At 65.2% G+C, this 19,975-nt stretch carries 18 protein-coding genes; 5 read left to right on the plus strand and 13 right to left on the minus strand.

All coding sequences use genetic code 11. The annotated features are described in order from the left end of the window. Nucleotides 1-216: 216 nt before the first annotated feature. From U0C82_RS13680 to U0C82_RS13690, 3 genes are all read right to left on the minus strand, one after another. The gene (locus U0C82_RS13680; protein ID WP_322187720.1) at nt 217-1,131 is read right to left on the minus strand and encodes a sugar kinase; all 915 of its coding nucleotides are present in this window, start codon (nt 1,129-1,131) and stop codon (nt 217-219) included. A 255-nt stretch (nt 1,132-1,386) separates the two neighbouring features. Beyond that, the gene (locus U0C82_RS13685; RefSeq protein ID WP_322187721.1) at nt 1,387-1,836 is read right to left on the minus strand and encodes a DUF892 family protein; all 450 of its coding nucleotides are present in this window, start codon (nt 1,834-1,836) and stop codon (nt 1,387-1,389) included. Beyond that, a complete protein-coding gene (locus U0C82_RS13690; RefSeq protein ID WP_322187722.1) occupies nt 1,836-2,660 on the minus strand; it encodes a manganese catalase family protein in 825 nt (274 codons plus the stop codon). Before U0C82_RS13690 ends, U0C82_RS13685 begins: the two co-directional genes overlap by 1 nt. Before the next feature lie 508 nt (nt 2,661-3,168). On the opposite strand from U0C82_RS13690, the gene U0C82_RS13695 reads away from it, so the two are divergent. Then, nucleotides 3,169-4,734, plus strand: a complete 1,566-nt coding sequence (locus U0C82_RS13695) for a methyl-accepting chemotaxis protein (protein ID WP_322187723.1) — start codon at nt 3,169-3,171, stop codon at nt 4,732-4,734. 109 nt (nt 4,735-4,843) lie between these two features. On the opposite strand, the gene U0C82_RS13700 is transcribed toward U0C82_RS13695, so the two are convergent. Further along, nucleotides 4,844-6,571 carry a sulfatase-like hydrolase/transferase gene (locus tag U0C82_RS13700; protein WP_322187724.1) on the minus strand — a complete coding sequence of 576 codons (1,728 nt, stop codon included), beginning with the start codon at nt 6,569-6,571 and terminating at the stop codon, nt 4,844-4,846. A gap of 673 nt (nt 6,572-7,244) precedes the next feature. Here U0C82_RS13700 and U0C82_RS18965 point away from each other — a divergent pair. Then, nucleotides 7,245-7,628: a DDE-type integrase/transposase/recombinase gene (locus U0C82_RS18965; protein ID WP_416186690.1), complete on the plus strand. Its 384-nt coding sequence runs from the start codon at nt 7,245-7,247 to the stop codon at nt 7,626-7,628. A gap of 210 nt (nt 7,629-7,838) precedes the next feature. Here U0C82_RS18965 and U0C82_RS13705 read toward each other — a convergent pair whose 3' ends face one another. The 6 genes from U0C82_RS13705 to U0C82_RS13730 all read right to left on the minus strand — a co-directional run bounded on the left by U0C82_RS13705 (nt 7,839) and on the right by U0C82_RS13730 (nt 13,715). Beyond that, complete coding sequence (locus U0C82_RS13705; protein WP_322187725.1) at nt 7,839-8,747, minus strand: ABC transporter substrate-binding protein; 909 nt, start codon at nt 8,745-8,747, stop codon at nt 7,839-7,841. After that, nucleotides 8,744-9,496: an ABC transporter permease gene (locus U0C82_RS13710; protein WP_322187726.1), complete on the minus strand. Its 753-nt coding sequence runs from the start codon at nt 9,494-9,496 to the stop codon at nt 8,744-8,746. Before U0C82_RS13710 ends, U0C82_RS13705 begins: the two co-directional genes overlap by 4 nt. Continuing rightward, nucleotides 9,493-10,137 (minus strand): ABC transporter permease, encoded by a 645-nt coding sequence (locus U0C82_RS13715; RefSeq protein WP_322187727.1) that lies wholly within the window; start codon nt 10,135-10,137, stop codon nt 9,493-9,495. The genes U0C82_RS13710 and U0C82_RS13715 overlap by 4 nt, the downstream gene beginning before the upstream one ends. Beyond that, nucleotides 10,134-11,243, minus strand: coding sequence for an ABC transporter ATP-binding protein (locus U0C82_RS13720; RefSeq protein ID WP_322187728.1), 1,110 nt, complete (start codon nt 11,241-11,243; stop codon nt 10,134-10,136). The genes U0C82_RS13715 and U0C82_RS13720 overlap by 4 nt, the downstream gene beginning before the upstream one ends. Nucleotides 11,244-11,565: 322 nt before the next feature. Then, on the minus strand, nt 11,566-13,218 hold the full coding sequence (locus U0C82_RS13725; protein ID WP_322187729.1) for a pilus assembly protein TadG-related protein: 1,653 nt from the start codon (nt 13,216-13,218) through the stop codon (nt 11,566-11,568). Then, nucleotides 13,215-13,715, minus strand: coding sequence for a TadE/TadG family type IV pilus assembly protein (locus U0C82_RS13730; protein WP_322187730.1), 501 nt, complete (start codon nt 13,713-13,715; stop codon nt 13,215-13,217). The genes U0C82_RS13725 and U0C82_RS13730 overlap by 4 nt, the downstream gene beginning before the upstream one ends. Nucleotides 13,716-14,007: 292 nt before the next feature. Between U0C82_RS13730 and U0C82_RS13735 the strand changes: the two genes are divergently transcribed. Continuing rightward, nucleotides 14,008-14,514 (plus strand): DUF427 domain-containing protein, encoded by a 507-nt coding sequence (locus tag U0C82_RS13735; RefSeq protein WP_322187731.1) that lies wholly within the window; start codon nt 14,008-14,010, stop codon nt 14,512-14,514. 16 nt (nt 14,515-14,530) lie between these two features. On the opposite strand, the gene U0C82_RS13740 is transcribed toward U0C82_RS13735, so the two are convergent. Then, nucleotides 14,531-15,457 (minus strand): LysR family transcriptional regulator, encoded by a 927-nt coding sequence (locus tag U0C82_RS13740; protein WP_322187732.1) that lies wholly within the window; start codon nt 15,455-15,457, stop codon nt 14,531-14,533. A 148-nt stretch (nt 15,458-15,605) separates the two neighbouring features. Between U0C82_RS13740 and U0C82_RS13745 the strand changes: the two genes are divergently transcribed. Together U0C82_RS13745 and U0C82_RS13750 are read left to right on the plus strand one after the other, a co-directional pair. Then, a complete protein-coding gene (locus tag U0C82_RS13745; protein ID WP_322187733.1) occupies nt 15,606-16,592 on the plus strand; it encodes a ring-cleaving dioxygenase in 987 nt (328 codons plus the stop codon). Nucleotides 16,593-16,678: 86 nt separating this feature from the next. Beyond that, nucleotides 16,679-17,350: an alpha/beta hydrolase gene (locus tag U0C82_RS13750; protein ID WP_322187734.1), complete on the plus strand. Its 672-nt coding sequence runs from the start codon at nt 16,679-16,681 to the stop codon at nt 17,348-17,350. Between the two features lie 25 nt (nt 17,351-17,375). Here U0C82_RS13750 and U0C82_RS13755 read toward each other — a convergent pair whose 3' ends face one another. Continuing rightward, nucleotides 17,376-18,299: a universal stress protein gene (locus tag U0C82_RS13755; RefSeq protein WP_322187735.1), complete on the minus strand. Its 924-nt coding sequence runs from the start codon at nt 18,297-18,299 to the stop codon at nt 17,376-17,378. A gap of 351 nt (nt 18,300-18,650) precedes the next feature. Continuing rightward, entirely contained in the window at nt 18,651-19,970 is a 1,320-nt protein-coding gene (locus U0C82_RS13760; RefSeq protein ID WP_322187736.1) for an MFS transporter, read from the minus strand. Nucleotides 19,971-19,975: the final 5 nt, after the last annotated feature.

Raw genomic sequence — 19,975 nt, forward strand, 5'->3', positions numbered from 1 at the left:
CAGGACGGCCAGGCGGCCGTCCTTTAATATGACGGTCTAAATCATATTAAGACGCCGCGCGGCAAGCCTCGTGCTGCGGATCGCGGGTGACGACGTCGGGACGGAGCCGTTCGGCCCGCATCCACGCAACGGCCGCCCGCTGATCCGGCCCTGCGCTGGCCCTCGTTGCCGAACCGGAAAGAACCCTGTCCCCGATCCCCCACCCGCCTGCCGCAGCTAGGAGGCCGGACGGATCAACGCCCCTTGCGTCGCCACCACCCGCGCGGCGGTGGCACAGCCGGCTCTTGCGGCGTCGGCAGCGCTCGCGCCGTTGAGGAAAGCGGCGAGAAACGCGCCGTTGAAGCTGTCGCCTGCCCCCGTCGCGTCGACGACGGCGACGTCGGACTGGGTGGCGATCTCGGACCGGTCCGTGCCGCTATCCACCAGCACCGGCGCGCCGCCGTTCTTCACGGCGACCAATTCGGCGCCCGCCGCGCGGTAGCGCTCGACGGTATCGGCAGGAGTCCCGTCGCCAAACGCGCGCGCCTCGTCGTCGAAGCTCGGCAGCACGATCGAGGCCGCGCCCGCGCCGCGCATGATCGTGTCCGCAAGGGTGCGCTCGTCTTCCCACAGAACGGGACGGATGTTGGGATCGTAGGCGACGATCTTGCCGGCGGCGCGCGCGCGCGTCAGCCGATCGATCAGGTCGGCGCGTTTTGGCGGCGGAAGGATCGCCAGGGTGATTCCGGAAAAATAGACAAGACGGGCCGCGTCGAGGGCCTTGTCGAGATGGTCGGGATCGTCGGCGAGACAGCGCGCGGCGGACGTTTCGCGCCAGTAGGTGAACCGGCGGTCGCCATCCCTCTGCTCGATCATGTAAAGGCCGGGGCGTCGGTCGGAAACGCGCCGGATCAGATCGGTCGCGATGCCGTTCTCCTCGAGAAAGGCCAGGATTTTATCGGAGAACCCGTCGGTTCCGAGCGCCGTCAGATAGGCCACCGGGCCGTCCTTGGGATCGAGGCCGGCCTTGGCGTACCAGAGCGTGTTCAGCGTATCGCCCGCAAAGCCCATGCGCCACAGACCCGTCTCCCCGCCCCCCGACATCTCGATCATGCATTCGCCGATGGAGAGAAACGAATAGGTCGGGGTCATTCGATCGGGCCAGTTCCAGATGCAGGGTCATCGCGAGTCGGCGGTTCGCCGCAATGGCGCGCCGCATCGGCGATCCTATCCAAGAGCGGACGATGCGTCACCATCCTTGCGGAGCAAGCGTCGGCGATGAACGAAAACATCGGCCAGCGACCGAACCGCGGCCCGAATGCAAGGACATCCGGGCGTGCGGTCGGTCGCTGGCCGATGGAAAGCGTCGAGGCATTCCCGCCCCGGCGCATACGGACGAGCTTCGTGTCAGTAATTCTTCGCCGTCTGCTCCATCCATTCACGGTGACGCACTTCGTCGGCCAGCGCCTTGTCGAAGAAGGCCCGGGACTGCGCGATGGCGCCCTCGTGACGCGAGGCCCGCTCGTAGGCGGTCACGGTGTCGTCCTCGTTGGTCTTCATGGCCTTGAGGATCGACGCGTCGCCCATCAGATTGGCCATCGCGATCTTTCCCGTGGTCAAGAGGCCCTTCATGTCACCCGAAGTCGGCGCGTCGATGCCGAGTTCCGCGGCCATGTTGTTCAGCGTCGAAAGGTGCTGGCGATGATCCTCGAGAAAGCGCTGGACCTGGGCGGCAAGCGCCTTGTCGGACAGCTTCTCGATGGTCGATTCGTAAGCTGCGATCGCATCGTGCTCGAGATAGATCAGGTTCGTCACCAGATCCGAGATATCGCTTTCGTTTCCAACTGTCGTAGCCATTACATCTGCTCCTTCTGTGCGCCGGAATTCGGACGCGCCTTTCCGAGGGATGGGACCTGACCTTCGGGCTCCGGCTTGTCCTTCACCGAAAACTGCGAACGGCCGTCGAGCGAGGGACCCGATGTCCAGCGACCCTGCGGGGTCGGACGATCGAGCGAGGTGTTGAGGAAGTAGTAGGAATGTTCCGTCGCCTCATGGTTCTCGGGCGTCGAATTCGGGATCGGCAAGGTGGCCTGCATGCCGCCGAGTTCCTCGATCACCGCGAGCCACTGCTGCTGGTGCATGGTATCGCGGGCGATGAGGAAGGACAGCATGTCCTTCATGCCGGCATCTTCCGTGGCGTTGTAGAGGCGCGAGGCGAGAACGCGCCCGCTGCCCTCGGCCATGGCGTTGGCCATCATGTCCGCCGCCAGATTGCCGGTGGCGTAGACATGGCTCATGTCGAACGGCACGCCATTGGCGTTCACCGGCATCGCCGACAGGCCGGACGACAGGAGATGGCGCGGATTCATGCCGCCGAGGATCGCGTTGACCAGCGGATCCTTGGCCGCCTCCTCCTTGGCGGTGACAGGCGCGCCTTCGAGATTGAGCGCAACCGCATGACCCAGGAACTCGATGTGCGAGAGCTCTTCGGTCGCCGTCATCATCAGCATGTCGCGATATTTGTCGTCGCCACGCGCACCCATCGCCTGGAAAAAGTACTGCATGGCGACGCGGATCTCGCCTTCGACGCCGCCGATGGCCTGCTGCAGCAGCTTGGCGAACTGCGGGTCCGGCGTATCGACCTTGACGGTGTATTGGAGCTTGGATGAATGATGAAACATGTGTCGTTCTCTCTTCGATTCTCTCGGAGCCGTCCGACTGTCTCAGAGTCGTCCGATTGTCTCAGATGAAGGCTCGACGCAAAAGTTCGTTCCCCTGAAGATAAATAAAACAAAACATAACAGCCGGCGTTCTATCCATTGACGTTCGATCTCGCGCTTTGTCGGCAGCGTCGCTTCCCATGATTGTCATGTCGCATCGGTCGTGAACGCGCTTGCGGCAAACGCCATGGGAACCCGCACATTCGATCGCTCCTGCGAACCCTTCGTGCGACGCCTGGACACGAACCGCGTCGAAAGAAAGCGGGTGTGATAGTAACATTTTATTATAATTTTTGCGGTAAACGAGGGGTAAAGGAAACGACGCCGCCGGTCCGCAGATCGTTCAACGAACAGGGTACGAATGATGATCGAGCGTGGCGATACACGTTCGATTTCAATTGCTTCGCCGATTTCGATGACAATGCCCCGACATTGCCGGTTCAGCCACATCGAAAAGAGGGACCCTGTGATGAGTGAGAATACCGATCTGAACACGCTCAAGGAGCGCCTCGATTTCGTCGGGCTCGACGCCGACGCGTTGAAGCTTCTGGGCGACATGCGCACCACCTTGAATTCGTCGATCGGCGAATCCCTCGACCGCTTCTACGACAAGGCGCGGGTCAATTCCCACACGCGCCGGTTCTTCTCGGACGAGGCGACGATCGCATCGGCCAAGCAGCGTCAGGAACGCCACTGGGAAAAGATCGGGCGCGGCGCGTTCGATGAGGATTATGTTCGCGGCGTCTCCAGTGTCGGCAAGGTCCATGCACGGCTCGGCCTCGAGCCGCGCTGGTACATTGGCGGCTATGCCCTGATCCTCGATGAGCTGATCAAACAGGTGGTGGACAAGCGTTGGCCGTCGCGGTTCGGGCGCAAGCGATCGAAGCATCTCGCCAGCGAGATCGGCGTGATCACCAAGGCGGTCCTGATCGACATCGATTATGCGATCTCGGTCTATCTGGAGACGCTGGAAGCCGAGCGGAAAAAGGTCGAGGCCGCGAAGGCCGAAGCCGACCGGGAGCAGTCGATGGCGCTGTCGGCCTTCGCGAAGGCGTTCCGCTCGATCCAGGACGGCGACCTTCGCATGCGCGTCGACAGCAACCTGCCCGGCAACTTCCGCGCCATGGCGGACGATTACAACAATGCCGTCGCGCAGCTGGAAGCCGCGATCGGCGAGGTCGCGACCTCGATCGGCTCGATCCGCACGGGGCTCAACGAGATCAACACCGCGGCCGGCGACCTGTCCCAGCGCACCGAACGGCAGGCGGCCAGTCTCGAACAGACGGTGGCGGCGCTGAGCCAGGTCACCGTGGCCGTCAACGGCACGGCGGAAGGCGCCGGCAAGGCCCAGACGGTGGCCTGCGAGGCCCGGCAGAAGGCGGAAAAAGGTGGTGAGGTCGTCGGTCAGGCAGTGGTCGCCATGGGCCAGATCGAGGCGTCGTCCGAAAAGATCAATTCCATCGTCTCCGTCATCGACGAGATCGCGTTCCAGACCAATCTGCTGGCCCTCAATGCCGGCGTCGAAGCCGCGCGGGCCGGCGAGGCGGGCAAAGGCTTCGCCGTCGTCGCCATGGAAGTGCGCGGCCTGTCCCAGCGCTCCGCCGAGGCCGCCAAGGAAATCAAGGCCTTGATCCAGACATCGTCGGAACAGGTGAAAAGCGGCGTGGAACTGGTGACGGCGTCCGGCAAATGGCTGGAAGAGATCGTCACCGGCGTCAGCGCCATGACCGAGGTCATCGGTTCGATCGCGCTGTCGGCCCGCGAACAGGCGGTCAGCCTGCGCGAGGTCTCCAGCGCGGCCGAGGAGATGGACAAGATCACCCAGCAGAACGCGACCATGGTGGAGGAGGCCACCGCCGCCAGTCAGACGCTCGCCGAGGAGACCGAGCAGCTGGCGTCGGCCATGGCGAAGTTCCGGATCGGCTCGCAGCAGAACCAGAACCGCGCCGCCGCGCAGCCCCACCGCCGCAACTCCGCCCCGATCGTCCAGCTTCGCGGCACCGGCCACGAGGACGGCGCCCGCCACGGCACCTGACCGCCGCGCGCTGCAAGGTCCGGCCTGTCAGGCAGGCTAATCCTCAAGCGGCGTGTCCGGGCATCGGCACGGGGCGCACCATCGCTCCGACACGTGAAATCCGCGCCGGCTAACGCTGCGCCACCGTCATGCCGCCTTGGGCCGGTTCGTCGAGAATATCGAGGAGGCCCGCATCGATGCGCCGCCGCAGATGCCGATCGATCTCATCGCGCGCATCGCAGGTATGGAAGCGCCCGTCGCAAAGCGCGCGCAAGCGGGACAGATCGCGCAGGATCGGCGATGAAGGAAGCCGCGCCCGCTCGACGAGGTGGGCGCCCAGGAACGCAACGTCCATCGGCGCTTCGTTCCGCCCGGGGGGTTGCAGATCATAGCCGAACGCACGCAGCGCGAAGTACGTCCGGTAGGCGAGCGAGCTGAGATCGCTCAAGGAATCGGGCCCTGCCAGTTCGTCGATGAACGGCTTCGTGGCGTAGGACTGGTGATCGCCGAACTCCAGCACGACGGAGCCGCGCGGCGACGGATCGGCCTCCCGGGCGCTCATGAAGATGCCGAAATCGGCGCGCGACAGAGCGACCCGCCGCAGATATTCCGCAAGCTCCGGCTCGGCATGCAGCGGCTCGTTCGTCACTTTCGCCGCCGCATCCATCCGGCTCGTATAGGGTGCATGGGGAAACATCGTCTGGACGAGAAGAAACAGCGGCCGATCGTCCGTCGCGCGGTGCTCGGCGATGAATTGCTCGGCTGCCTCGAAATAAAGACTGTCCCGGTGGATGAAGTCGGTTGCCCCGATCGCTTTCGCGTCGAGCACGGTCTCGAACCCGATCGAATGCAGGAACGGGCCTTCGTTGACGAAGCTGTACGTCATGGGAAGAATCGCCGCGGTGCGGTAGCCGCACTGAGCCAGAACCTGCGGCAGCGCGCCGCCGACCATCCCCTCGAGCGTGATCGTCAGATACGGGCTGCGCCAGCCGAAATCCGCCGCCGAAAGTCCGGTCATCAGCGAGAGATTGGTGATCCAGGTTCCACCGCCGAAGGTCTCGACGCTCAAGGGGTGCTTGCGCCCGAAACGGCCGGTCGCGGGGGCCTTGTCCGTCTCGATCAGGCCGAGTTGCGGCAGAAGCGCCAGATCGGTCTGGCTTTCCTGAAGCACGACGAACACGTCGGGCTTGCCCTCGCCCACGCGGCAGTCGGGCGTCTGCGCGAGCGGCGTCTCGGGCGGCATCCGGGCGAGGCGCTCCAGGGCTTCCGTGCGCGAGAAGAAATATTCGAAATCGAGGAGCGACACGAAGAACGAGGAGGCGTGATGGCCGCCGAGATAGTAGAAATAGCGCTGGTCGTTCGAGGCCTGCGCGGGAAGCGTCAGCGGCAGCGCGGCGGCGGTGATGGCGACGAGGACGATCCGCGGCCCCAGACCGACCTGACGACGCTCTTCGCGGGAGAAAGCAAGGACGAAACCGCCGGAGATCACGAGGGCCAGCGCCAGAACGGACAGGACCAGCTTGGGGAAGGTGCCGACGAGGAACGCGTAGACGGTGGGATCGCCGCCGACGAAGACCAGGTCGTAGAAGTGGAGGCTGAACCCTTTCGTCTTGAACTTGAACAGGGAAACGAGGGTCACGATCCCCGCGACGGCCCAGGCCGCATAGACGGAAAACGCAAAGCGCGACGTCAGGAAGAATGCGATGGACGCCAGAAATCCGATGATCATGACGACGAAGGGGACGCTCGAATACTGGTTCTCCAGCTCCACGAGCATTGCGAGGCCCACGCACGACACCAGCACCGAAACGGAGGGTTGCAGGGCAAACTGGACGCAGCGGGTGACGTTGGTGCGCATCGGGAGACCAGACTTCGATCATGACAGAACGGTGACAACACCGTGAACTTGAAAGAATAGTCGAACGTTTTCAATAGCGCGCTTCTCTCCTCTTCGCGCTTTACGAAGCGTGAGCTTTCGAATGCACGCCTTCCCGCGCGCCCAACCCCGGGATCGGCCAGGTCAGGGGCTGCGGCGCCCTGCTCTTCGCGAGGGTTTGCACCGGCCTCGGCGCAGAGGCCGTAACGCTTTCGCCCCGCCCGCCGCCGCTGGAATGGGAGCATGCGCGACCACCGCACAGTTTTCTCACAGGACGCCGGAGCCGCACGCTCCCCAAAATGCGGGACAACCCCGCGGTCTGCAGAGCGATCCGACATCTTGCGCGGCAACACGGAAAATTCATGTATTTACGTCAAATATCATAGATTATCCGCCCATTCACCAGCATGTTGCCTCGGCGTGCAGCCCGTTCTTCCATGGCTTTGATGGGGAACATCATGCGCAGACGCCCCTCCACGGACGTTCGGCGCGTGATCATCGACGGTTCGCGTGATCGGGAAGGATACGGCGAAGGGAGCCAAGGTCTGCCATGATCGATCAACCTGCTCCATTCGATCATGCTGCCTGACGGGAACCTCCTGTCGTTCGGCACCAACGCGCAGGGCATGCGGGGCGGCCAGTTCGTCCAAGCCGTCTGACCGCGAAGTGCGATGCGGATGCGGTCAGGCGTTTCGTCCGCAAGAGCCTGAAGGAAGCGCGGCTTTCGTCACCGAGACCGATCGGCACCGATGAAGCCGGAAGAGTTCCGGGCGCGATCCGGTTTGGCGTCGCAGATCGCCGGCCGTCACCCGATCCCGTGCATCATGTCACAAAACATTTCCGGCAAGGCAAAGGGAGCGACCTTTTCAGGGTCGAGAAGGCGATGCCGAGGATCGGCAGTCTCCGATCGTTCAACACCGCCCGGCGGACGATCAAGCGGTTCGAAGCCATGCTCTGGCACAAGAAAGGCCTCGGCTTCGCGTCCGAGTGGACCGTTGACGGCCAGAACGATCTCGCCGTCGCAGATCTTCGGGCTTGAAGGAGCTAACGAAGCCCGAAAATCCCGGCCGAGAAAGCTTCGCACCTCACGTGCAAATTCGCGACCCGCCCGCTGGAGCCGGTCGCCGATTGGGCCTGCCGAGGAGGTGCGAGGACGGATCCAACGCGAGACGGGCGCCCGCCGCCACCCCCGGATCGGGGTGCCGGCGGGCGTTGCGCGTTCCGGGGGGATGGCCTTCCGCGCTGGACCTCAGTTCAGATCGTTCTTCGACAGCCAGTCCTCGGCCACCGCCTCGTAGCCTTCCTGATTGGCCAGGCGACCGTTCATGGTCACCAGCGCGTCCGTCGTCAGCGCTTCGGACACCGCGTTCAGCACGGCGGCGATCTCGTCCGTCAGCTTCGTTTCGGCGATGATCGGAACGATGTTCTGGGCGGAAAACAGGTTCTTGTCGTCTTCGAGGACGACGAGATCGTTGGCCGCGATCGCCGGATCGGTGGAGAAGAGGTTGGCGGCCTGGACCTGTCCGTTGAGGAGGGCCGACAAGGTCAGCGGCCCGCCCACGTCGAGGGGCTTCATGGACTGGAAGTCGATGCCGTAGATCTCCTTCAGGCCCAGAAGGCCTTCCTGGCGCGTGCGGAATTCCGGCGGCGCGCCGAGAACGATTTCGTCGCCGACGGGCGCGAGATCGCCGATCGATTCAAGACCATATTTCTCCGCCGTCGCCTGTGTCACCGACAGCATGTCGCTGTTCTGGGCCTCGGACGGCTCCAGCATGGCGATGCCGTCGGGCAGGGCCTCCTTCAGGGCCGCCGCCACCTCCTCCGGCGAATGGGCCGACGAGCCGGATTCGAGATAGCTGAGCAGCGCCCCGGAATATTCCGGCAGTAGGTCGATCGAGCCGTCGAGAAGCGCCGGCATGTAGACTTCGCGGCTTCCGATATTGAGACGCTTCTGCACCTCGAAGCCCTCGGCCTCGAGAGCCTTGGCGTAGATCGTCGCCAGAAGCTGGCTTTCGGGGAAGTCGGCCGATCCGACGGTGACGGTCGATCCGCCGGACGGGGCATCCGACGATCCCGCCAGGGGATCGAACTGGGCGAAGGCCGGCATGGCGGTGAACAGGGAGAGCGCGAAGGCGCTGGCAACGGTGATTTTCATCATGGTGAAACGTCTCTCTGGACTGTTGGCGAACTGGATGGGTCGGAACGTCGTCTGATATTGGGAAATCGGCTCGTTTCGCGCCGCGTCAATCCACGCGATACGGTGAGATAGGCCATCAGTTCGATGGCGAGATCGACGCACAGGGCCAGAAGGCCGACAAGGATCGCGCCCGCCGCCATCTGGCTGTAATCGTTCTGGGCCCGGCCATCGATGATCAGGCGCCCCAGCCCGCCGAGCGAGACATAGGCGGCGATCGTCGCGGTGGAGATGACCTGGAGCGTTGCGCCCCGCATGCCGGAAAAGATCAGCGGAAGCGCGCATGGCAGTTCCACCCGGAACAGGACCTGGAGCGGCGTGAAGCCCATGCCGCGCGCGGCATCGACCGCGGCACGGTTCGCATTGGCGATGCCGGAATAGGTTCCCGTCATGATCGGCGGGACCGCGAGAAGCACCAGCACGATGAGGCTCGGCACGAGAAAGGCGAGATCGGACGTAAAGACCGGTCCAAGCAGGATCACGAGAAGCACGATGAGGCCGAGGCTCGGAAGCGCGCGCAGGATGTTGGCGGCGCCGGCGATCAGCAGTTCGCCGCGCCGCGTATGACCGACATAGAGCCCGATCGGAACCGCGATGACCGCCGCGGCTGCCATGGCGGCCAGCGTATAGAGAATATGCTGCCAGATCAGCGTCAGGGCCCCGTAGGGGCCGGTCCAGTTCGCCGGATCGAGAAGCCAGGAAAACAGGATCATGCGTTGCGTCGCTCCCAGGGCGTCATGCGGCGCGACAAGACGAGAACCAGCGCGTCGAGGGTGGCTGCGAGGAGCAGGCTCAGAACGATGCCGATGATGATCGGCGTCAGGAACTGAAGCTGGAGGCCTTGGGTGAACAGCGAGCCGAGCTGGCGGGTGCCGACGAGGGCGGCGACCGAGACGATGCTGATATTGGAGACGAGGGCGACCCGCAGACCGCCGGCGATCACGGGAATCGCGAGCGGAAGCTCGATCGTCAGAAGGCGTCGCAAGGGCCGGAAGCCCATGGCATTGGCCGCCTGCAGGGTTTCGCGCGGCACCGCGTCGAGCCCGTCGGCCACGGTGCGCACGAGGAGTGCGAGGACGTAGATCGTCAGGGCGACGATCACGTTGAGCGGATCGAGGATCTGGGTTCCGAGGAACCAAGGCAGAAGGACGAACAGCGCCAGCGAGGGAATGGTGAAGAGCAGGCCGACGAGATTGAGGATCGGGCCCTTCCAGCGCCCGCTGCGCTGCACCGCCCAGCCGATGGGAAGCGCAAGGCCAAGGCCGATCGCCACCGGGGCGACGGACAGCCAGAGATGGCGCAGGAACAGATCGAGGATCATGTCCCATTCGCGCATGAGCCAGTCGACGTTCATGAGCCCCGTCCCGATGCGGACGTCCGGCGTTCGTCGAGCGTCCGCACCAGATCGGCAAGGCCGATCGTTCCCCGCAGGACCCCGTCGTCCTCGGTCACGACGCCGCGTCCCGACGGCGAGCTCAGGGCCGCGTCGAGAAGCTCGCGCATGGTTCCGCCGCGCGATGCGAACGTGCTCGACAGGTTGAGATCGCTCTCCCGGACCGGACCGGACAGCTCGGCCACGCGCACCCAGCCGAGCGGCCTGCCGGCCTCGTCCGCCACGAGCACCCAGCCGTCGATCGCCGAGCGGGCCGCCGCCTCGGCCGGCGTTCCGAGCAGGACCGCCGGCTCCTTCGACAGGACGATGTCGTCGTCGATCCCGGCAAAGCCCAGATGGCGATAGCCCCTGTCGCGGCCGACGAAATCGGCGACGAAGCTGTCGGCGGGACGCGTGAGAAGCGCCTGGGGGCTCGCCACCTGCGCCAGCTTTCCACCGGTGCGCATCACCGCGACCTGATCGCCGAGCTTCAGCGCCTCGTCGATATCGTGGGTCACCATGATGATGGTCTTGCCGATCTCGCGCTGCAGGCGCAGGAACTCGTCCTGGAGCCGGGCGCGCACGATCGGGTCGACCGCACTGAAGGGCTCGTCCATCAGCATGAATTTCGGGTCGGACGCCAGGGCCCGCGCAACGCCGACGCGCTGCTGCTGGCCGCCGGAAAGCTGCCAGGGATATCGATCCGCAAGGGCTGACGGGAGGCCGACGCGTTCGAGAAGCTCGAGCGCGATCTTGCGCGCCCTGCCCCGATCGATGCCGGCAAGACGCGCCGTGGTGGCGACGTTCTGGGCGACCGTGCGGTGGGGAAAGAGACCGGCGTGCTGGATGACGTAGCCGATCCGGCGGCGCAGTTGCGCGACCTTCATGCCGTGCGTCGGCTCGCCGTCGAGCGTGATGGTGCCCGATGTCGGCGCGATCAGCCGGTTGACCATGCGCAGCGACGTCGTCTTGCCGCAACCGGACGGGCCGACGAGGACGGTGAGCTTGCCGGTGGGTGCGACGAGGTCGAGATCGCGTACGGCCGGAGTGCCGTTATAGATCTTCGTCACACCTTCGAATGCAATCATGAACCCTCATCCCGTATCGTGCTCGTCGTCTTTGCGCGCGAAGACCGGGACTGCGGCCCATCGAAGGAAAAGACACTTCTATCGAACCGACTTGTCTTGAAAGAGAACGAGGCCGATCAACCGAGGCGGCAACAAGTGCCGCCCCGTCGAAGGGTAGACTTCTGCTCCGGCATGTCCAGTCATGTGGACAGGTTGTCGCTCGACCAAGCGGCGCCGCCAGAACCGGAGCGTGCCGGAACCTCGAGGTTGGGCCGATGGGAAAGCATGGCGTCTCCCGGACCGGAACGCGTCACGGATAAGGGCTTGCGATCGGGCTCTGTCGTCACCCAACGATGCGCGCGTTCCGACACATGACATCGCCGACCTTGACGTCGATCTCGCCGACGCCGATGCCCGCGATCTCGAAGACGCTGGCGAGAAGCGCGTCGAGCGGTGTCGCCACCGCGACCAGCACATCGCGGACCGCGTGCGTGAGCGCGAAGGTCGACAGTGCGATCGAGCCGATCGACGCGGAGATTTCGGTCTCCCCAAGAAGGCTCGACAGGGGACTTGCCAGAAATGCGGTGGTTCTTGCCGTCTTGACCGTGCCGTTTTCGATATCGTCGGCATCGAAGGTGAGAAGGACCGGTGCCCTGTTCTCGATGGCGAGATTGGCGACCGCATCGACCTTAGCGAGCGCGGCGGAGAGGATGCGCGCGCGCTGCAGGCGATCGGCCACGGCGATCTCCTCCATCGGCTTCGTCCAGCGTCCGACCGAAAGTCTTGCGACGCCCGGCGTCACCGCGATCGTCACCGAGCGCCGGCTGGCGTCGGCCGAGCACGAGACGCTGGCGATTTCGGCCCGCCCGCCCGCGACGATCATCTCGATCGGAATGTTCAGTCCGAGGCCGAGACCCAGGAGATCGAGACGCTTCGATGTCGTCACGTCGAGGCGAAGACGCGCCTGTCCGGTCTCGACCGCCGCCGCAACGTTTCCGTACGCCATGGACGGGCTCGATTTCATCGCTTCGCCGAGCAGCAATTGCAGACCGACGGTGCCGACGAGCGGCACGTCGAGATCGATCGCGGCCCGACGCCCGGCCAGGGTCTGCTTGACCGAGGCGTCGACAATATCGAGAACCGAGAGCTGCGCGTTCAGCAATTGTGCGGTGCGCGCCTGCGAAAGGCCGAGCGTGCCGCCCTTGATCCCGACGAGATCGTTCAGGGATATCGCCGTGTCGAGCGCGAGCGAACTGTTGGCCGCGTTGCGCATGACCGCCGCCGCCATCAGCTCGCCCTGGTCCTTCAGCGCATCGGACATGCGCATGAAGAGATCGTGCAGCTCGATCGCCTCGGAGAGGGCGGCATCGAGCGACAGCCGACCGGGCGTTTCGAGCGATCCACCCCCCAGAAGATCGGCAAGAGACACCGAGACGTCGGCAAGATGGCTCGTGTCGAGCGCCGTCAGCGACAGTTTCGCCCCGACCGCCTCATCGAGGATCTGGTTGAGCAATGGCGGATCGACGCTCAGGAGCCGGCTGCCGGCGGAAAAGACGACGGCGGCCTCCACCATCGCATCCGCTTCGACGAAGAGGTCCACGCCGTCGATCCCAAGGACTTTCGCCAATGTGAACCCGTGATGCTTCGAGGCCGAAACCCGCAGCACCGGCGAGGACAGGTCGCCGGTCGGCCGGAAGCGCTGGTCGCGGTGGCGCGCCGGGTCGAAGGCGCCGAACGTGACGGCGATCACCGCATCATCGAGAGAGGAAACGGCGAACACCTGCCTTGCGATATCGGCGGCTTTCGAGGGTTCGCGCACGGCCGCGAGCGCCGCGGAATCGGCCACCGCCTGCAGCGAGCGGCGCTCCAGAAAGGCAAGACCGAGATCGGTCGCGAACGCCGCGAAACCGATGAGCGAGGTGAACAGGAGAGCGACCATGATGGCGACATTGCCTTCCGTCTCGCGGCGAAAGCGGGCAAGGCGCGCGCCCCTCATGGCAACATCACCGTCGCGGATCGCTCGAGGGAATCGATGCGTCCGATCGACCGCGACACGATCGGCGGCAGCGCCGATGCCGAGACGTCATAGGCGATCCGGACGGTGAGCCAGCGGTCGGCCTCTTCCACACGATAGGAAAGCCGGTCGGCCTCGATCATCGGATAGGCTTCGGCCGCACGCGTGATCGCGTCGCCCGCCAGAGTTCGGCGCTCGTCCCGATCGAGGCCGACCATCGCATAGCGGCTCGCATCGGCGGAAAGCTGCTGCAGGGAATGGGCAAGCCCGATATAGATGCCGAGATAGGCCGCACCGAAGACCAGAAGCAGGATGGCCGGCAGGACGAGCGCGAACTCGACGGCCGCCGCGCCACTGCGGCTGTGGAGAAAGACGCGAACACGGTCGGAGAGACGCCGGCAGACATGCTGAAAAGGCAGGCGTAAGCGGAACGAACAGACACGCGAATAAACCGAGGAAACCGCATCCGTGGGGGGCATTGACCCTGTCCTTTGCAACCGGATTTCATACAATCAAAAATAACAGTCTGCCCGCTTAATATATGTCGATCTTATTAAAAAGTGGTTGACGAAGCGGCTCTCACATCAACTTGACCGGGTGTTTCGATCACTGCAGGCCCGATATGGTCACCCGCGAGTTTCGGATGCACCCCGTTGAAGTTCGCGGCGAGGCGCGGAACCGGACGACAGCGCCGCATGCGGCAAAACCGAACGTTTTCGCGTTCGCCGTGGCTGGCTGGCCGGCGGCTTGGGCAGGCCCTATCTGACCTGCATGATCCTCTCAGCCCGTCCCCGCCCCGAAGCGCCTCTTCCCAACCAGGAAAGCGTCTGGGATTTTCCACGGCCCGCCCGCATCGAAGCGGTGGACGCGCACCTCAAGGTGATGTTTGCCGGGCGGGTGGTCGCCGAGACCCGCAGGGGCTATCGCGCGATCGAGACCAGCCATCCGCCATCCTACTATTTCGCGCCGCAAGACGTCGATCGGACGCTTTTGCGCCGGGCCGCCCGAACGACGCTGTGCGAATGGAAGGGTGGCGCCGCCTATTTCGACCTCATGGTCGGCGACCGCGTGGCGGCGGACGCGGCCTGGTCCTATCCGAGACCGACGCCCGATTTCGCGCCGGTTGCAGATTATCTCGCCTTCTATCCGGGCCGGGTCGATGCCTGTTTCGTCGACGGCGAGGTGGCCGTGCCGCAGGAAGGTGGTTTCTACGGCGGCTGGATCACCTCGAAGTTCGCCGGCCCCTTCAAGGGTGCGGCCGGAACCATGGGTTGGTAGGCGGACGGATCTCGGGTCACAGACCCTCAACGGTCCGGCTTTGCGTGCGAATCGCGTCGGAGACGAAATCCATGAAGGCGCGAACCCGCGGCGCACGCCGAAGGCTCTCGTGCGTCAGAAGCCAGAGATCGGTCGCGAACTCCGGTTCGGGCGGCGCGAGACGCGAAAGAACCGGGGAGCGGTCGCCGATGAAGCAGGGCAGATGGCCGATGCCGATGCCCGCCTCGATCGCCGCCGCAAGGCCGAGAACGCTGTCGACCCGGTAGCGCAACCGTCCCGGCGCCGCTGCTTCGAGGGCATGGTGCACCACTTTCATCGCCGACATATGTTCGCCGAGCGCGACCCATTTGCAGTTTGCAAGATCCGCCTCCGGCCAGTCGGGTCGGTTTCCCTCCGGCTTTCCCGACCCGGCAGGGTCGCGGCGTCCATAGAGCGCCCAGCCGATCCGGCAGAGCCTGCGGCCCACCAGGGTTTCCGGCGGCTTGTTGGTTGCCCGGATCGCAACGTCGGCGTCGCGCCGGGACAGGTTCAACGCCCGGTTGGCGACGACGATGTCGAGCGTGACGTTCGGACACGCGACTTGGAAACCGGCGAAGACCGGCGTCAGTAGATGGATGAGAAGCGAATCCGCGGTCGCGACGCGCAACTCGCCGGACGGCAGGACCTCGCGGCCCGCAACCTTCATCGCGGTCCGGTCCACCTCGCCCCGCATCCGCGCAGCCAGCGCCACGATCTCCACACCCGCGGCGGACGGCGCGAGCCGCTGGCCCTCGCGCTCGAACACCGGAAAACCCGTCGCCGCCTCGATCTGACGAAGGCGGCGGAACACCGTCGAATGGTGGGTGCCGAGGCGCTGGGCCGCCTCGGGCAACGATCCCGCCTCCCCGATCACGCCGATCAGGCGGATATCGTCCCAGGTCAGCGCGTCGATCCCATGTCCCATTTCGATCTCCCCCGTCGATGCGCCGTTCGACCGGCATGCCCCGAACGCAAGGTAAGTATTGCATGAATGCAATTAAAATGGAGGTTATAAAGATATTTCATTGCGCTTATCTTGGATGGACACATCGACGCCAGGAAAGGACATCTCGATGAGCATCCATGGGATTCACCACGTCACGGCGATCGCCGGACCGGCCAGCCGCAATCTCGGCTTCTACACCGGGACGCTCGGCCTTCGCCTGGTCAAGAAGACCGTCAACTTCGACGATCCGGGTACCTATCACCTCTATTATGGCGACGGGACCGGCTCGCCCGGCACGATCCTGACCTTCTTCCCCTGGGAACATGCGGCACAGGGCCGCCTCGGCGTCGGCGAGACCCAGGAGACGGTGTTCCGCATTCCCGAGCGTTCGACCGGATGGTGGACCCAGCGCCTGATCGAGAACGGGATCGACCACGACAAGCCGTCGAAACGCTTTGGCGAGACGGTCCTGTCGTTCCGCGATCCCGACGGCATGCATCTCGCGCTCGTCGCCGTCGCCGGCGCGGAGAACGAACCCGGCTGGTCGAACGGGGACATTCCCGAGAGACACGCGATACGCGGGTTTCATTCGGTCAGCCTGCTGGTGGAGGAGAAAGGTCCGACCGCCGCGATCCTGACGGACGTGCTCGGCTTCAGCGAAGGGGCGAGCGAGGAGACCACGACGCGCTTCTTCGTCGAGGGCAATCCGCTGGGCGGCATCGTCGATATCCGTGCGGTCGGGGGCTTCCTCAAGCCGCGCTTCGGCCGCGGCTCGGTGCACCACATCGCGTTTCGGGCACAAGACGATGCCGAGGAGGCGGCGATGGTGAAGAAGCTTGCCGAGAACCACGGCATCCGGACGACGGAACAAAAGGATCGGGGCTATTTCCGTTCGGTCTATTTCCGCGAGCCGGGCCATGTTCTCTTCGAGATCGCGACGGACGTTCCGGGCTTTGCCGTGGACGAGCCTGAGGCCCATCTCGGCGAGGCGCTGAAACTGCCGGCCGGGCTCGAAGCCCACCGGGCGGTGATCGAACGCGCCCTGCCCGCGCTCAAGGCCGATGCTCGGGCAGATGCCGGTGCCGGCCCGCAAGGCTCGGTCTTCGCCGATTGACGCGACGGACGCACCGTCCCTATCCCTGCAGGACCGCGATCGGTGGCCCTGCGGGGCCCCATCCCAAGAAGAAGGCGAAGAGACCCATGAATCCCACAGCCCCGACCGAGGCTTCCGCCGGCCCACTCGGCCATCATGCCCGCTTCGTGCCGGCAACGGCTGATGGGCTCGCCCCGCTGCTCGCGCTGCACGGCACGGGCGGAGACGAAAACGATCTTCTGCCCCTGGCGGCCATGGTCGCGCCGGGCGCCGCGATCCTGTCGCCGCGCGGCGCGGTCCTCGAAAACGGCATGCCGCGTTTCTTCCGGCGGCTGGCGGAAGGCGTCTTCGACGAGGCGGACATCGTGCGCCGCGCCAACGATCTCGCCGATTTCGTCGAGGAATCGCGTTCGACGCTCGGTCTTGCCAGGCCGATCGCGCTCGGCTTTTCCAACGGCGCCAACATCGCGGCGGCGATGCTGCTCCTCAGGCCGGAGGTTCTGGCGGGCGCCATCCTGATCCGGGCGATGGTGCCGCTCAAAGAACCGCCCAGCCGCGCGGACGGAACGCCCGCCGACAGACCGGTGCTGATCCTCTCCGGCGCAATGGATCCGATCGTGCCCTCGGACAATGCCGCGCGCCTTGCCCGGCAACTGGCCTTGGCCGGCGCCGCCGTCACCCACGAGATCCTGCCGGCCGGCCATGGCCTTACCCAGGCCGATATCGGTCTCGCCACGAGCTTCCTGCGCGAGCATGGAACGCTCGGTGCCGTTGGCTGACCTTACCGGACGTCGGACAGCCGTCCTAGTGAGCGAGCAGGATCGGAACGGAGCCTTCGGCCAGCATGGCCCGCGTCACGCCGCCGAGAAAGAACTCGCGAACCCTCGAATGGCCGTAGGCCCCGATGACGATCATGTCCGCACCAATGGCTTCGGCCTCGTGCGCAAGGCCTTCCCAGGCGCGTTTCCATTGCGGCAATTCGCGCGTTTCGACCCGCACGCCGTGGCGGGCGAGATGGCGCGCCATGTCCGACATCGGCTCGACGCCGCGCTGCTCGGACGATCCCTCCTCGGCGACGCTCGCCAGAACCACGGTCTGCGCACGCTGAAGGAATGGCAGGGCCGCCCGGATCGCATGGGCGCATTCGGGCGTGTCGCGCCACCCGACGAGGATCGTCTTCGGCATGCCGGCATCGGGCGAAAGCCCGGTCGGCACCAAGATCACGCCGGATCCGGCCTTGAAGAGAATGGCTTCGAGGAGTTCCTTGCCGGCCGCGCTCTTCGATACGTCCTGCGCCATCACGAAGAGGTCGCAGCTTCCCGCAAGCGCGGCGATGCGCGTCACGAGATAGCCGATCAGCCCGTCGTCGCGCCGCAGTTCGTAGGGTGGGGAAACCCGGACCAGCCGTTCGCGCAGCCGCTTTTCCACCTCGTCTCCCGATGTGCGGGCCTTCTGCACGATCATGCCGGCGATCGCGTCCGAGCCTGGCCCCATGGGAAGCGGCGGAAGGGGAATATGGTTGGCGAGATAGACGTCCATGTGCCCGTCGAACGCCGAGGCGATGCTGTCGGCGTAAGCGATGCCCACATCATCTTCGGGCGCGCCCGTCACGAGCACGGCGAGATCGACGATCCGCGCGGTATGGGGGGCGGCGTCGTGCGGGGTGCCTGCGCTGTCTTGCGGCTGGGTTATCTGCGATTTGTCGCTTGTCGGAACCAAGATGCTCATAGTGACCTCCCTGAGGCGCCGCGCGCCCATCGGGACGCGCCGGAACGCTCTTAACCTCGTCCGCCGCGGCGATCCGAACATCCGATGGGATCTTCGGGGCTAAGGGGCGGGGTTCGGTGGCATGAATGTAACCCTGGCCCGGACGGCAAGCCTTGATTTAGATCAAGCGTTTCGGGAAATGCCGGGCGGCCGCGGCGACCCGTTTGGGAAGAGCGCTGCCGTTCCCATGCCCGTGCCGGCCGCGCGCAGGGTCCCGGTCGGTTCCCCGGTCCTATCCGGACCCACTCTCCCGGCGCACGGTCCGCCCCGTCCGTCGGCAAAGCCGCGCGGGACGGGGCGGACCGCCTCGCATCAGCGGCGATGTTCCAGATAGCGGTTGTAGCGAAGCGCGAGGATCGTGCAGACGGCCCCCGAAAACAGGTAGGCGCCGCCCGCCGCGAGGCCGAACTGTTCGGACAGATAGAGCGCGACGAAGGGCGAGAGCCCTGCGCCGAAGAGCCAGGCAAGATCGGAGACGATGGCCGAACCGGTGTAGCGATATCGGGTCGGGAAATTCGACGCGACGATGCCGGAGCTCTGGCCGAATGCAAGGCCGAGGAGAATGAAGCCGGCCCCCATATAGACGACTTCGCCGAGTTGACCCTGGCCGAGAAGCATCGGCGCGAGGCCGGAGAAGACGGCGATGCCGATCGCCGTGACGAAGATCAGCGTGCGGCGGCCGTAGCGGTCGGCCAGAAGGCCGGAGGCCACGATCGCGACCGAGCAGACCGCCGCGCCGATGCCTTCGATGATCAGGAAGTGCGTGACGTTCTCGTCGGTGAACAGGTTGACCCACGAAAGCGGGTAGACCGTAACCATGTGGAAAAGGGCGAAGCTTGCCAGCGGTGCGAAGGCGCCCGCGATGATGAAGCGCGGGAACCTGCGCACCGTCTCGCGCACGCGCGTTGCCTGCAACTCGCGGCGCTCGAACTGATGGACGTATTCCGGCGTCGCCACGATGCGCAACCGGCTGAACAGGGCGACGACATTGATCGCGAAGGCGCAGAAGAACGGGAACTGCCAGCCCCAGGAGAGGAATTCCTCCCGCGGCAGGAAGCCGTGGAAGAACGCGAACAGGCCGGTGGCGAGGATCAGGCCGAACGGCGCGCCGAGTTGCGGCAGCATCGCCCACCAGCCCTTGTGCCGTTGCGGCGCGTTCATCGCAAGGAGCGAGGCGAGACCGTCCCACGTCCCGGCGATCGCGATCCCCTGCCCGATGCGGAACAGGCAGAGCAGCCAGATCGAGGCATTGCCGATCTGGGCGTAGGACGGCAGGAACGCGACCACCACGGTCGACGTCCCGAGGAGGAACAATGCGATCGTCAGCTTGGTGCCTTTGCCGTGCCGCCTGTCGATGGTCATGAAGAGCCAGGTGCCGAAAGGGCGGGCGAGAAAGGCCAGCGAGAAGACCGCGAAGGAATAGAGCGTTCCGGTGACCGGATCGACGAAGGGAAAGACGAGACTGGGGAACACCAGCACGGACGCGATGGCGAAGACGAAGAAATCGAAGAATTCCGACGTGCGCCCGATCACGACGCCGATCGCGATGTCCGTCGGGTCGAGCCCGTGGCGCTCGCTCTTGAAGCCCTCGGTTTTCCGATCGAACGCCCCGTTCGCCGTTGCATCACTCATCGCGC

This window comes from Fulvimarina uroteuthidis (assembly GCF_034321785.1).
GTDB lineage: Bacteria > Pseudomonadota > Alphaproteobacteria > Rhizobiales > Rhizobiaceae > Fulvimarina > Fulvimarina uroteuthidis.

Bases quoted from the DNA above. Each gene is read 5' to 3' on its own strand.
- U0C82_RS13680 (WP_322187720.1), bottom strand. From the start codon at position 1,131: ATGACCCCGACCTATTCGTTTCTCTCCATCGGCGAATGCATGATCGAG.
- U0C82_RS13685 (WP_322187721.1), bottom strand. From the start codon at position 1,836: ATGGCTACGACAGTTGGAAACGAAAGCGATATCTCGGATCTGGTGACG.
- U0C82_RS13690 (WP_322187722.1), bottom strand. From the start codon at position 2,660: ATGTTTCATCATTCATCCAAGCTCCAATACACCGTCAAGGTCGATACG.
- U0C82_RS13695 (WP_322187723.1), top strand. From the start codon at position 3,169: ATGAGTGAGAATACCGATCTGAACACGCTCAAGGAGCGCCTCGATTTC.
- U0C82_RS13700 (WP_322187724.1), bottom strand. From the start codon at position 6,571: ATGCGCACCAACGTCACCCGCTGCGTCCAGTTTGCCCTGCAACCCTCC.
- U0C82_RS13705 (WP_322187725.1), bottom strand. From the start codon at position 8,747: ATGATGAAAATCACCGTTGCCAGCGCCTTCGCGCTCTCCCTGTTCACC.
- U0C82_RS13710 (WP_322187726.1), bottom strand. From the start codon at position 9,496: ATGATCCTGTTTTCCTGGCTTCTCGATCCGGCGAACTGGACCGGCCCC.
- U0C82_RS13715 (WP_322187727.1), bottom strand. From the start codon at position 10,137: ATGAACGTCGACTGGCTCATGCGCGAATGGGACATGATCCTCGATCTG.
- U0C82_RS13720 (WP_322187728.1), bottom strand. From the start codon at position 11,243: ATGATTGCATTCGAAGGTGTGACGAAGATCTATAACGGCACTCCGGCC.
- U0C82_RS13725 (WP_322187729.1), bottom strand. From the start codon at position 13,218: ATGAGGGGCGCGCGCCTTGCCCGCTTTCGCCGCGAGACGGAAGGCAAT.
- U0C82_RS13730 (WP_322187730.1), bottom strand. From the start codon at position 13,715: ATGCCCCCCACGGATGCGGTTTCCTCGGTTTATTCGCGTGTCTGTTCG.
- U0C82_RS13735 (WP_322187731.1), top strand. From the start codon at position 14,008: ATGATCCTCTCAGCCCGTCCCCGCCCCGAAGCGCCTCTTCCCAACCAG.
- U0C82_RS13740 (WP_322187732.1), bottom strand. From the start codon at position 15,457: ATGGGACATGGGATCGACGCGCTGACCTGGGACGATATCCGCCTGATC.
- U0C82_RS13745 (WP_322187733.1), top strand. From the start codon at position 15,606: ATGAGCATCCATGGGATTCACCACGTCACGGCGATCGCCGGACCGGCC.
- U0C82_RS13750 (WP_322187734.1), top strand. From the start codon at position 16,679: ATGAATCCCACAGCCCCGACCGAGGCTTCCGCCGGCCCACTCGGCCAT.
- U0C82_RS13755 (WP_322187735.1), bottom strand. From the start codon at position 18,299: ATGAGCATCTTGGTTCCGACAAGCGACAAATCGCAGATAACCCAGCCG.
- U0C82_RS13760 (WP_322187736.1), bottom strand. From the start codon at position 19,970: ATGAGTGATGCAACGGCGAACGGGGCGTTCGATCGGAAAACCGAGGGC.